This is a genomic window from Streptomyces sp. MCA2 (assembly GCF_023544705.1).
GTDB lineage: Bacteria > Actinomycetota > Actinomycetes > Streptomycetales > Streptomycetaceae > Streptomyces > Streptomyces decoyicus.
The window spans coordinates 1-11,670 of sequence record NZ_JAMJFM010000048.1 but is presented as its reverse complement, the minus strand read 5'-3'; the positions used below and the strand labels follow the sequence as shown (position 1 = coordinate 11,670).

Genomic DNA, 11,670 nt, shown 5'->3' with positions numbered 1-11,670 from the left:
GGTCCTCCTCATGCGCCGGGACCCCGGCTGTCGTGAACCGTACGCGCCACCGCACCCGCGGCCCTGCGCGTCACTGCACCTGCGGACGGGCGGGCCGTACGCAGCAGGGCCCGCCGCACGGCGCCGAACGCCGGCCGCGCGGCCACCGTCGTCACCAGCGCCAGCGCGCTCACCCGGCGCGAGAGCCGCACCGCCCGTTCGATGTCGGCCACCGCGACCGGCGGCGCCCCCTCGTTGAGCACCGGACGGTGTTCCACCCGCCCGCCGTACGCCAGCGTGCCGCCCAGCCGTACGCCCAGCGCGCCCGCGAACGACGCCTCCACCGGGCCCGCGTTGGGGCTCGGGTGCGCGCCGCCGTCCGCCCGCCAGGCCCGCAGCGCACCGCGCCGGTCGGGGCCCGCGAGCACGGTCAGTGCGGCGGTCAGCCGGGAGCCGGGCCAGCCGGCGAGATCGTCGAGCCGGGCCGAGGCCCAGCCGAAGCGGAGGTGGCGCGGCGACTTGTGCCCCACCATCGCGTCCAGGGTGTTCACCGCCCGGAACGCCACCAGGCCGGGCACCCCGCCCAGCGCGCCCCAGACGAGGGCGCCCACCACCGCGTCGGAGGTGTTCTCGGCGACCGACTCCACCACCGCGCGGGCCATCTGCGGCCCGTCCAGCGCCTGCGGATCGCGCCCGCACAGATGCGGCAGCCGCTCCCGTGCCACGTCCAGATCACCCGCCGTCAGCGCCCCGCCGACGGCCCGCGCCTCCCGGCCGAGCGAGGTGCCGCCCAGCACGGCCCAGACCGTCGCCGCGGTCAGTGCGACCCGGGCGCCGTTGCGGAGGGGGGACGGGGAAACGGCAGCGCCCTGCACGGCACGCTGGAGCAGCGCGGCGCCGGCGGCGGCACCGCCCGCACACACCACGGCATGCGCCGCCCCGTATCCGCGGTGATCGCGCCACAGCCGGCGCTCGACGGCGCCCGCGGCCCGGCCGAAGGCGGCCACCGGATGGCCGCGCCGGGGGTCCGCCGCGATCAGGTCGGCGAGAAAGCCGAGGGCCGCGCCACACACATATCCCGCGTGTTCGCCGCGCATCGGATCAGACGTCCGTCATGCCTCGAAGGGCCCCTGCGGCAGCGGGCAGTGGAGATCTGGCAGGGCGGCCGGGCATGGCGGTATGTCCTCACTCAGGGTCCGCGCCCTGGCTCGACGTGACGGCGACAAGAGTCTCCTGGCTCCCCGGATCGGCGAGTCCTCCGGCCTTCCAGTCCCGGTGTACGTCATCGGACGTACGCGAGGCGGACCGTGGCCTTCGTTGGAGGAACGCTCCCCGGTGACAGTGGCGGGACCGCGCCGGATTCTCACCGGACTTCCTCATCTGTCGCCGAATGGCTCCGGCAGTCCACCACGCCCCGCGAATGCCCGTCAACTCACCCTTGACCTGCGACGCTGTCCTGTGGCACGGGCTGTGGCGCACGCCACAGCGTGGCAGCCACGTCACAGACGGTTGCCCCCGCCCCTGATCTCACGTCACTATCTGGTGCACGGCGGCGACGGGGCCGCCGGAAGGGGGCCGGGGGATGCCGCAGAGCGCTGACCGCCACGAGATCCGTATCAGGATCACGGGCACGAACAATCCTGACCAGGACATCGAGGACCTCAAGGCGTGGCTGGAGCGCGAACCGTGGCTGGACCGGAGCCGCCACGACTGGCTGCTGCGCCCGCGGCCGCAGGACGAGAGCGACGACGGCCCCGGTGACATGGCCGTCGGCGTCGACGACCTGATCCTGGTCATCGTCGGCGCCGTCGCCGCCGAGATGACCAAAAGTCTCACCATCGCCCTTCAGGAGTGGCTGCGACGGCGCCGGGAGGAACGCGACACCGGCGAGCGGCCCACCGTCGCGGTCGGGAGCGGCGACGGGGACCTGCGCGCGCTCGGCGACGCGGGCCCGGGCGCCGTGGCCCCCGAACACCCCGATCCCGGCAGCCCGGCAGACGGGAGCGGCCGCACCGCCGGGGACTGAGCCGGATGTCCGAATACGACGCACGGGGCAAGGTCAACCGGGCGCTGCTGATCTGTGTCGACGACTACCGCACGCTGCGCCCGCTCCCCGCGGTGAAGGACAACGCCCGGGAACTGGAGCGGGCCCTGCTCGCCCCCGGCACCGATCTGTTCACCAAGGGCGAGGTCGTCACCTGCCGGCCTCAGGAGCCCTGGGAGGTGGAACAGGCGCTGGACACCGTCGTCCAGGAGGCGCGCGGGCTGCTGCTGGTGTACTTCTCCGGCCACGGCCGGGTGGGCCGCGACGGCGGCAATCTGCAACTGATGGTCGGCGCCTCGGAACGGCGTCACAAGACCGTCTCCTGGCAGGACACCGTGCTGTCCTATCTGGACAACGCGCGGGCCGACCGGATCGTGATCGTCCTGGAGTGCTGTTACGCCGGCAACGCGAGCGAGGCCTTCCACTCCTGCCGCAACCCCACCTCGCTGCTGATGGCCGCGCAGCCCAACCGCCGTATCTTCAGCGGCGAGGAGCCCACCGGGGGCAGCGTCTTCACCCGCGCCCTGGTGCAGACCCTGGAACGGGGCATCCCCGGCAAGCGGTTCGTCACCTTCGAGGACCTCGTCCGGGCACTGCGCGAGCAACTGGCCGGTGAACGGACGCCGATGGGCGATGTCTGGGAGCCGCGCTCGGCGAAGCAGAACACCGTCGACGACGTCATCCTGTCCTTCGCCACTCCCGAGGACCGCCCGCCGACCCCGCTGCGGATCCGCTTACGCCGCTGGCTGAAGTCGTACTTCCGGCACTGGCCCAGACTCCTGCTGATCCTGGCGATCATCTTCGTCCCGGCCACCACGGGCGTCGTGCTGCTCCAGCTCGCGGACGGCGCGGCGCCCTGCCCGCCCGCCCTCGAACTGCGGCTGCTCACCGCCCCCGAGGCCGAACCCGCGCTGCGCCAGGCGGCCTTCGACTACGAGATGTCCCAGGCCAACACCCGGCCCCTCAGCGGCGAGGGCGACCTCCCCGACGGCTGCCGGCGCGCCCAGATCACCGTGTACTCCGCCGCCAAGGACCAGGTCGACCAGGGCTTCGCGGCCGCCGACCGCTGGCAGGGCGAGGCACACGGCACCGGCAAGGAGCGGCCGGGCGACCAGGGCATCGACCCCCTCCACCGGCCGGGACCGCAGCCCGACATCTGGATCCCGGAATCCACCGCCGACTACTACGAGGCCCGCCGCGGCATGCCCGCCACGGGCTCCCCCGCGACCCTGCACTACGCCGCCCCGGTCGCCTACACCCCCCTGGTCGTCGGCATCCCGGCGCGCCGGCGGCTGGACGACGTCGAACCGGCCGGCGCCTCCTGGCAGGAGCTGCTCGCCGGAACCGACAGCACCCACCACGACCTCAAGCTCCTGCGGCCGAGCCCCGTGCTGTCCGGCACCGGTCTGCTGCACACCCTCGGCCTCTACCTCGCCCACGACGGCTCGGGCACCGCAACGGGCGCGCCCGACCTCACCCTCGCCCGGCACGCCGAGGAGCGGCTCGCCGCCCCGGGCAGCCAGTACGCGGGCAGCACCGAACTGCTGTGTTCGCTGCGGCCCGACACCGACGCCGCCGGTTCCGTCGACCGGACCAGGTCCGCGCCCCTGGTGTCGGAGAAGTCCCTCGCCGACTACAACCTGGGCCGCGCCACCGGCAGTTGCCCGGCCCTGGACGCCCCGCTCCCGCTGCGCGCCCGCTACGTCGCCTACTACCCCGCGAACGTCCCCGCGCTCGACCACCCCCTGGTCCGCGTCGACTGGCAGGGCGCCACGGACGCCACCCCGCGGCAGGCCGCCGTGGCGGGCTTCGCGCAGTGGCTTCGCGCCCGGGACGGCGGCCAGCGCACCCTGACCGCGCAGGGCTACCGCGGAGTGCGGGACAGCGGCCCGCGGCAGGGTTCACCGCTGCTCGACAGCCGCGCGGACGTCAGCCCCCTCGCCGCCACGGTCCCCTTCACCGCGGCCCCGGAACAGGTCTCCCGGGTCCTGGACGGCTACGACAAGGCGCAGCGGTCCAGCCAGCTGCTGATCCTCATGGACGCCTCCACCTCCATGGCGGACGGCGGCAAGCTCCCGATCGCGCTGAGCGCTGCCGGACGCGCCGTGGAACTGGTCGGCGCCCGGCACACCTACGGCCTGTGGACCTTCCCGGACCGCGCCCATCCCGAGGACCGTGACGCGGTACGCGAGCTGGTCCCGCTCGGCAGCGCCGACCCCGCCCCGGGCAAGGCCGCGCTGGAGCGGATCGCGGGCAGCCCGCACGGCGAACTGGTCGACCACGGCGCCGCGATGGAGGAGGCGCTGACCCGCGCCGTGCGGAAGATGAAGACGTCCTCGGCCACCAACAAGGCCATCGTGCTCATCCTCGATCAGGACGACGGCGCGGGCGCCGGGCGCGCGGCGGGCGTGGAACGCACCCTCAGCGCACTCGTCAAGGAGGGGCCCCGCGTGCCCATCCTGGCACTGGCGATGGGCAGATCGGGCTGTGACACCTTCGCCCTCCAGCAACTGGCCGACGCCTCCCACGGCCAGTGCGTGCCCGGCGGTCCGCAGGCCGTCGACACCCTGGCCGGGCGGATCGCCTCCATCGGCACGGCCACGAAGGGGGACCGATGACCACCCCGCGCACCAGGGCGGCCGCCACGCTGGTCGCTCTGGCACTGCTGCCGGCGGCCGGCGGCTGTACGGGGGAGGAGCGGACCCTCCCGGAGCAGGGCGCGATCGTCCTTGCCACCGGCAGCGACCTCAGCAGCTCCGGCATCCGTCAGGATCTGATCCACGCCTGGGAGAAGGAGCACGGCCGCGAGGTACGGATCGTCCGGCTCCCGGACACCGCCGACGGCCAGCGCAGCCAGCTGCTGGCGGCGGGCCAGTCCGGCAACGGCGGCTATGACGTGCTGAACCTCGATGTCGCCTGGACCGCGGAGTTCGCCGAGGCGGGCGTCATCCGTCCCTGGGCCACCCAGCTGGACGGCGACTTCCTCGACAGCGTGGCCAAGACGGTGGAGTACGACGGCAAGGTGTGGGGAGTGCCCTTCAACACCGACGCCGGACTGCTCTACTACCGCAAGGACCTCCTCAAGGAGTACGGCCGTCCCGTCCCGTCCGACTGGGACGAGCTGGAGAAGACGGCGCAGGACGTGGCGGACGACTACAACCGCAAGGCCGCCGACGAGGCAGACGGGCACCACAAGAAGCGCCCCACGATGTACGGCATGGTCGCCCAGCTACGCCCCTACGAAGGGCTGACCGTCAACACCCTGGAGTCGGCCTGGGCCAACGGCGGCGACCCCGACGCCACCAGCTTCACCAAGGACGAGCAGGTCGGCGCACTCCAGCAGGGCGTCACCGACCTCAAGGGCCGGCTCGACTCGATCATGCCGCACGAGGCCACCACGATGGACGAGACGGAGAGCCGCCGCTGGTTCGCCGACGGCCGCGCCCTGTTCATGCGCAACTGGCCGGTCGAGTACGCGTCGGTCGCCGAGAAGCTCACCCCCGGCGAGCAGTTCGACGTCACCCAGCTGCCGGCCCGCCGCAGCGACGGCAAACGGATGTCCGTACTGGGCGGCCAGAATCTCGCGATCTCGGCCGGCAGCAAGCGGCCGGCCGGCGCCCGGTCCCTGATCGAGGCGCTGACCGGCCCGCGCAGTGAGCGCTGTCTGCTGGAGCGGGGGTTCGCGGCGACCCGCGAATCGGCGTACCGGGAGAGCGCCGAGGCGCCGCGCTGCCCGCCGCGGGGCGGTGCGGAGCGCGGCGAGCACGGCGCCGCCGGGCAGCCGGAGCCGCGGCCCGACACCCGCACCCTGCACGAGGCGCTGCTGGCGGCCGAACCCCGCCCGCGCAGCGCCCACTACCAGACCTTCAGCAAGGTCGTTCAGCTCGGGGTGTCCGCCTTCCTCAACGGCCGCGGCGGCACGGCCATCGCCGACCGGCTGGCCAGGGAGGCCGATGACGCGCTCGGCGGCCGCGGTGTACCAGCGACGAGGCGCCCGGCGGACGACGGCTGATGCCGTGGTCCGCCGGGCGCCTCGCCCGGTCCGTCGTCGCTGCCCGCTGCCGTCTCCGGCAGGGTCAGGCGGCGACGATCAGATAGATGCCATAGGCCACGGCCGCCGCGCACAGGGCGAAGGCGGCCACCGCACCGGCCCGCGCGCCCGTACCCGGCACGGCGAGCGCGACCGCGCCGCCTTCCTGCTGCGGCTTGCGGGACGTGCCGACGATGCCGACGGTGAACAGGCCCACGATCCCGACCGTCACCACGAGGGTGACGCCGAAGACCTGGCCGAGAGCTGCCCAGTCGATGCTCATGGTGTTCCTTCAGGTGATGACAGCTAGCGGGAGACCGTTGCGGCCTTGGCGCGCGGGGCGGATGTCGTGGAGGTGTCGGTGCCGGATGCCGGGGCCGGCACCTCGGCGGTTTCCGGTGCGTCGGCCACCGGGGCCGGCTGGCCTGCCGGGGGAGGGGAGACACTGCGCAGCGCGGTGGTCACCACGCCGGCCGGCTCGACGGCCGGGCCTTCGTTGACGTTGGTGTGGTCGATCGGCTTGCGCCGGGAGGCGGCCCAGATCGCGCCGCAGATGCCCAGCGCGAGGATCGCCACCGCCGCCACGCCCCAGTTGCCCTGGCCGGCGAGGAACGCGGCGCCCGCCGCGACCGCACCCGCGGCCGGCAGCGTCAGGCCCCAGGCGAGGACCATCCGGCCGGCCGTGGACCAGCGCACCACGCCGCCCTTGCGGCCCAGGCCCGAGCCCATCACGGAACCGGAGCAGACCTGGGTGGTGGAGAGCGCGAAGCCGAGGTGGGAGGAGGCCAGGATGGTGGCCGCGGCGCCGGTCTGGGCGGCGAAGCCCTGCGGCGGCTGGATGTCGGTGATGCCCTTGCCCATCGTGCGGATGATCCGCCAGCCGCCCAGGTACGTACCGAGCGCGATGGCGAGACCGGCCGAGGCGATGACCCACAGCGGCGGGTCGGCGTGCGGGGCGACCACTCCGCCGGTGATCAGCGCGAGCGTGATCACACCCATCGTCTTCTGGGCGTCGTTGGTGCCGTGGGCGAGGGAGACCAGGGCGGCGGAGGCGATCTGCCCCGCGCGGTAGCCCTTGGCGGTGTCCGCCTCGTCGCGGTTGCGGGTCAGCCGGTAGGTGAGCCGGGTCGCCGCCATCGCGGCCAGACCCGCGACGACCGGGGCGGCCACTGCCGGGATCAGCACCTTCATCACGACGGCGTCGCCGTGCACCCCGTTGGTGCCGACGGACACCAGGGTCGCGCCGATCAGACCGCCGAAGAGAGCGTGGGAGGAACTGGAGGGGAGGCCCGCGAGCCAGGTCAGCAGGTTCCAGACGATCGCGCCGACCAGGCCGGCGAAGATCACTTCAGGTCTGATGCCGGCGCCCTCGTCGATGATCCCGCCGGAGATGGTCTTGGCCACCTCCACGGACAGAAACGCACCGACGAGGTTGAGCCCTGCCGACATCGCCACCGCGGTCTTGGGTCGCAAGGCCCCGGTGGAGATGGTGGTGGCCATTGCGTTGGCCGTGTCGTGGAAGCCGTTCGTAAAGTCGAACACCAAGGCCGTGACGATCACGATCCCGATGAGAAGCGTGATGTGTTCCATTCACCCAGGCAATCAGTTCGAAGGTCAGTGTCGTTGGGACCGTACGGAGAGTGGGTGAACGGAAAGTGAACTGGGCCGGGCGCAGTGGTGACACCCCCGCAGTGTTCACGCGGAGGCGTCTCTGACGTCACTCCCGTACCACCCGTTGGCCAACTGCATGCGCTGTGCCGGTGCCCCGTACAGGCGGCCCGGCTGTCGTCGCCGTACCTGGACGACGCTAGCGGACGAGCGGCGCACGATGCCTCAACTCCGGCCAATCATCCATAGTCGGGCAGATGGCCCTAAATGGCGGATGCCGGCCGGGCGGGCCCCGGGCGTACAGTGCCCCGGCCTGCTCGTACGGTGTCGCGCACCACATCCGCTTTTCGCCGCACCGCGCCGGAGGACCCATGAAGGACCACGCCGACCGCCTCGCCGAAGCCTGGGGCGAACTGGTCGCCACCGCCCGCAGAACCGTCGCCGACGGCCTGGTCGTCGGCACCTCGGGCAATGTGTCACGCCGCATCAAGGACCTGGTCCTGGTCACCCCCAGCGGCGTCCCCTACGACCGGCTCGGGCCCGGCGACACCACCGCGGTCGACCTCGAAGGACACCAGATCATCGGCACGCTCCGGCCGACCAGCGAACTCCCGATGCATCTGGCGGTCTACCGCAGCACCACGGCCACCGCCGTCGTCCACACCCACGCCCCGTACGCCACCGCCGTCTCCACCCTGGTCCCCGAACTCCCGCCGGTCCACTACATGACCGCGGCGCTCGGCGGCCCCGTACGGGTCGCCCCCTATGCCCTGTACGGCAGCGACGAGCTCGCCGCGCACATGCTCGACGCGCTCCGCGACCGCACCGGCTGCCTGTTGCGGAACCACGGCACCCTCACCTACGGCGACAGCCTCGACCAGGCACTGGACCGCACCGCCCAGCTGGAGTGGATGTGCCGGGTATGGCTCACCGCGAGCTCCGTACCGGGCCATACGCCGAGCCTGTTGTCGGCCGGTCAGCTCGACGCGGCCGCCGCACAGCTGCGCGGCTACGGCCCGCAGGGCTGACGGCCCGCCCAGGGCCTGTGGTCAAAGCCCCGTCGTTCGCCCGTGGGGCGGCGGCCCGGCCCCCGGCGCCGCCTCGCCGGTCACCCGCCCGTCTGTGCCAAGTGGCCGCCTCCGGCACCGCTGCGCACACTGGTGAGGTGCGCCTGGTTACCGCGGCGGCCGTGGCCGCCACCACCGTGATCGGTGCCGGGGCGGCCGCCGTGGCGGTCGGCCGGTACGCCAGCGACATTGCCCTGAAACCATCGCCCGACGACCCCTTCCCGGGCGACTCCCGTCTCACCGTGCACTCCGCCACCGAGGAGCGCATCGCCCTCACCCGCAGTCTGGCGTCCCTGCGCCCCGGCACCTACGGGCTCACCGGCTCCGGCTGCCATGCGGTGATCGGCGACGTCATCCACGGCGTCCCGCACCCCGCCGATGCGGTCGTACGCCGCCTGGTGCGGGTCACGCACGGCATCCTCAAACCGGGCAACCGGATGCGGCTCACCCCACAGGTGCACGTCGGCAACCCCCGCGACGCCCTCGGCCTCGACTGCGCCGACGTCGACATCCCCGGTGAACTCGACACCCTCCCGGCATGGTTCCTCCCCGGCGTACGCGACACCTGGGTCATCACCGCACACGGGCTGGGCACCACCCGCGAACACCCCATGGTGCTCATGCCGTTCCTGCACCGCCATCAGCTGCCCGTCCTCGACCTGGGCTACCGCAACGACATCGGTGGCCCGCGTACCGCCGACGGCATCAGCCACCTCGGCGACAGCGAGTGGCGCGACCTGGACGCGGCGATCCGCTACGCGGTCCGCTACGGCGCCCAGGACGTCGTCCTCTGCGGCTGGTCCACCGGCGCGACCATGGCGCTGCGCGCCGCCGCCCACTCCGCGCTGCGCGCCCGGATCAGCGGCCTGGTCCTGGACTCCCCGGTCCTCGACCGCAACGCCACCATCCGCGCGCTGGCCACCGCCCGGCGCGTCCCGCGCGCCCTGCTGCCGCTGGTCGTACGCGCCGCTGAGGGCACCACGGGGGTGCCCCTCGACCGGCCCGCCGACGCCGTCGACCCGGACGTGCTGAACGTCCCCATCCTGCTGTTCCACGGCCCGGACGACATGATCGCCCCCTGGACGGCCTCCCGCTCCCTCGCCGCCCGCCGCGCCGACCTGATCACTCTTCAACCGGTCCCGCACGCACCGCACGCCGCGATGTGGAACGCCGATCCGCCGAGCTACGAAGAGGCCCTGCGGCGCTTCCTCACCCCGCTCATGTAGCTTCCGGGCCGGGACTGCCCCGGCCCGGAGCAGGGCGGGAACCGGGGCCCACCGGACCGCCGCCGCCCCGCCGGGAGCCGCCGCCCCGATGACGCGTGGGCATACGGGGGGACAACTCCCCTCATCAGGGATGGGTCGGCAAGGTGGCGCGGCCCCGGAAGATCGCAAGCCGGGTTCCGATTGGGCTTTCGGGCCGACAGCGGCAACACTGCTCCTGTGACGTCCCGTACCCCGCGCGACTCCCGGCTCCGACTCGTCCCCCGTCAACCGGTTGCGGCCGCCCGCCAGGCGGTGACAACCCGGACCAAGCGTCCGGCGCCCCGCCCGCCCGAGGGCACGCCGCCGCCCGCGGAACTGGCCCGGCAGGCCCGTGCCGTACTGGCCGGCGCGGCGCGCCTCGCCCGCTGGGCCGACGGCGCCGCCCTGCGCGCCGGCCCGGACGGGGCGCTGCCGAAGGCCGCGGCGGAACGTGCCGCCGAGGCCCTGGGCCTGACGCCGCAGCAGGTCCGGGCCGACTGGGACCGGGCCCGGCTCGCCGGACTCGTCGAGCTCCATGACGGGCTCGCCCGCCCCGGCTGGCGGCTGCGTGCCTGGGACCGCGACGACACGGCCGTGCTGCGCGGCTGGGTCGCGCTCTTCGACGCCTGGTCGCTGGCCCGCCCCGCACCGCCCGGCGCCGGCCCCGCGATAGTCGCCGAAGTCGTCGAGGCGCTGCCGCAGTTGCTGTCCCTGCTGCATCTGTCGGCCGGCCCGGTCCGGCTGCCGCAGCTGCTCGACATGCTGGACCAGCGCGTCGCCGAGCTGCGGACGGAACGCTGCGAGGTCCCCTACGGCCAGGACCCGGCCCCGGGCAGCACGGACGATGCCGCGGTGGCGGCCGACGACGCCGCGGGGGCGTCGCTGGCCGAACTGCTGGGCTGGGCGCTGGACGCGCTGCTGACCGTCGGCGCGCTGGTGCCGCCGGACGGTGCGCACGACGGCGGCTACGCGGCCGCCCATGACGCGTCCGAGGCGCAGTTGACGCCGCTCGGCAACTGGTCGGTGTGGGTCAAGCTGGAGCAGATCTGTGTCGCCGCGCAGGGCCCGGCCGGCCATATCGAACAGTCCGCGGAGGCGATGCTGCGCGGCTGCGCCCGGCTCACCCCCGGCCCGGCCCGCGCCGAATACCGCGCCTGGCTCGCCGCCCGCTCCGTCGGCGCCGCCGTCGAGGAGCTGCTGACCGTGGCCCGCGGTGAGGACGCGCTGCTGCGCGGCCTGGCCTTCGAGGCGCTGCGGGCGGTCGGCGCCCCGGCCGAGCCCGCCGTGCGGGCCGCGGCCGACGAGCCGGGCCTGCGGCCGTACGCCCTGCTGTGGCTGGTCGAGCACGAGGGCGGCGACCCGGAGACGGCGCCCGATGTGCTCACCCGCGAGGAGTCGACCTGGCTGTGGGTGGACACCGCGGCGGCCGTCGCCGACCACGGCGAGACCCAACTGCTGGTCCGGCACCTCGATTCGGCGGTCCAGGGCTCGGTGCCGCGCCTCCTGGCGGAGGTACGCGCCATCGGACACCCCCGTACCGTCCAGGTGCTGGTGGCACTGGCCGCGGCCCACCCCGACCCGGCGCTCGCCAAGGCGGTACGGCGCGCGGCGTTCCAGGTCCACACCGGTGGGGTTTGATCCCACGTTTTTGGCTTTCCCGCCGTGGTGGTGTCTCGCCGTTGCTCCCCCACTGCCTAA

9 protein-coding genes and 1 riboswitch are annotated in these 11,670 nt (G+C 73.8%); of the genes, 6 read left to right on the top strand and 3 right to left on the bottom strand.

Annotated features, from left to right (window positions below; all coding sequences use genetic code 11):
- Positions 1 to 8: 8 nt before the first annotated feature.
- Positions 9 to 1,076: a cobalamin biosynthesis protein gene (locus tag M8I34_RS31145; RefSeq protein WP_250055120.1), complete on the bottom strand. Its 1,068-nt coding sequence runs from the start codon at positions 1,074 to 1,076 to the stop codon at positions 9 to 11.
- A gap of 129 nt (positions 1,077 to 1,205) precedes the next feature.
- A riboswitch (cobalamin riboswitch) is annotated at positions 1,206 to 1,359 on the bottom strand.
- A gap of 202 nt (positions 1,360 to 1,561) precedes the next feature.
- Here M8I34_RS31145 and M8I34_RS31140 point away from each other — a divergent pair.
- Genes M8I34_RS31140 through M8I34_RS31130 form a run of 3 tightly spaced genes read left to right on the top strand, consistent with a single transcriptional unit; the run spans position 1,562 to position 6,035 of the window.
- Positions 1,562 to 2,005: a hypothetical protein gene (locus tag M8I34_RS31140; protein WP_250055118.1), complete on the top strand. Its 444-nt coding sequence runs from the start codon at positions 1,562 to 1,564 to the stop codon at positions 2,003 to 2,005.
- 5 nt (positions 2,006 to 2,010) lie between these two features.
- Entirely contained in the window at positions 2,011 to 4,641 is a 2,631-nt protein-coding gene (locus tag M8I34_RS31135) for a caspase family protein (RefSeq protein WP_250055116.1), read from the top strand.
- Positions 4,638 to 6,035 carry an extracellular solute-binding protein gene (locus tag M8I34_RS31130; protein ID WP_244415622.1) on the top strand — a complete coding sequence of 466 codons (1,398 nt, stop codon included), beginning with the start codon at positions 4,638 to 4,640 and terminating at the stop codon, positions 6,033 to 6,035. Before M8I34_RS31135 ends, M8I34_RS31130 begins: the two co-directional genes overlap by 4 nt.
- Positions 6,036 to 6,099: 64 nt before the next feature.
- Here the strand turns inward: M8I34_RS31130 and M8I34_RS31125 are convergent, their stop codons facing one another.
- Together M8I34_RS31125 and M8I34_RS31120 are read right to left on the bottom strand one after the other, a co-directional pair.
- A complete protein-coding gene (locus tag M8I34_RS31125) occupies positions 6,100 to 6,336 on the bottom strand; it encodes a hypothetical protein (protein ID WP_244415623.1) in 237 nt (78 codons plus the stop codon).
- 23 nt (positions 6,337 to 6,359) lie between these two features.
- Positions 6,360 to 7,643: an inorganic phosphate transporter gene (locus tag M8I34_RS31120; protein ID WP_250055114.1), complete on the bottom strand. Its 1,284-nt coding sequence runs from the start codon at positions 7,641 to 7,643 to the stop codon at positions 6,360 to 6,362.
- Between the two features lie 389 nt (positions 7,644 to 8,032).
- On the opposite strand from M8I34_RS31120, the gene M8I34_RS31115 reads away from it, so the two are divergent.
- From M8I34_RS31115 to M8I34_RS31105, 3 genes are all read left to right on the top strand, one after another.
- Positions 8,033 to 8,689, top strand: a complete 657-nt coding sequence (locus tag M8I34_RS31115; protein WP_250055112.1) for a class II aldolase/adducin family protein — start codon at positions 8,033 to 8,035, stop codon at positions 8,687 to 8,689.
- Positions 8,690 to 8,826: 137 nt separating this feature from the next.
- A complete protein-coding gene (locus M8I34_RS31110) occupies positions 8,827 to 9,954 on the top strand; it encodes an alpha/beta fold hydrolase (RefSeq protein ID WP_250055110.1) in 1,128 nt (375 codons plus the stop codon).
- A gap of 216 nt (positions 9,955 to 10,170) precedes the next feature.
- On the top strand, positions 10,171 to 11,610 hold the full coding sequence (locus M8I34_RS31105) for a hypothetical protein (protein ID WP_250055108.1): 1,440 nt from the start codon (positions 10,171 to 10,173) through the stop codon (positions 11,608 to 11,610).
- The last annotated feature ends 60 nt before the right edge of the window (positions 11,611 to 11,670 follow it).

Coding starts and splice junctions, on each gene's coding strand:
- M8I34_RS31145 (WP_250055120.1), bottom strand. CDS start 1,076: ATGCGCGGCGAACACGCGGGATATGTGTGTGGCGCGGCCCTCGGCTTT.
- M8I34_RS31140 (WP_250055118.1), top strand. CDS start 1,562: ATGCCGCAGAGCGCTGACCGCCACGAGATCCGTATCAGGATCACGGGC.
- M8I34_RS31135 (WP_250055116.1), top strand. CDS start 2,011: ATGTCCGAATACGACGCACGGGGCAAGGTCAACCGGGCGCTGCTGATC.
- M8I34_RS31130 (WP_244415622.1), top strand. CDS start 4,638: ATGACCACCCCGCGCACCAGGGCGGCCGCCACGCTGGTCGCTCTGGCA.
- M8I34_RS31125 (WP_244415623.1), bottom strand. CDS start 6,336: ATGAGCATCGACTGGGCAGCTCTCGGCCAGGTCTTCGGCGTCACCCTC.
- M8I34_RS31120 (WP_250055114.1), bottom strand. CDS start 7,643: ATGGAACACATCACGCTTCTCATCGGGATCGTGATCGTCACGGCCTTG.
- M8I34_RS31115 (WP_250055112.1), top strand. CDS start 8,033: ATGAAGGACCACGCCGACCGCCTCGCCGAAGCCTGGGGCGAACTGGTC.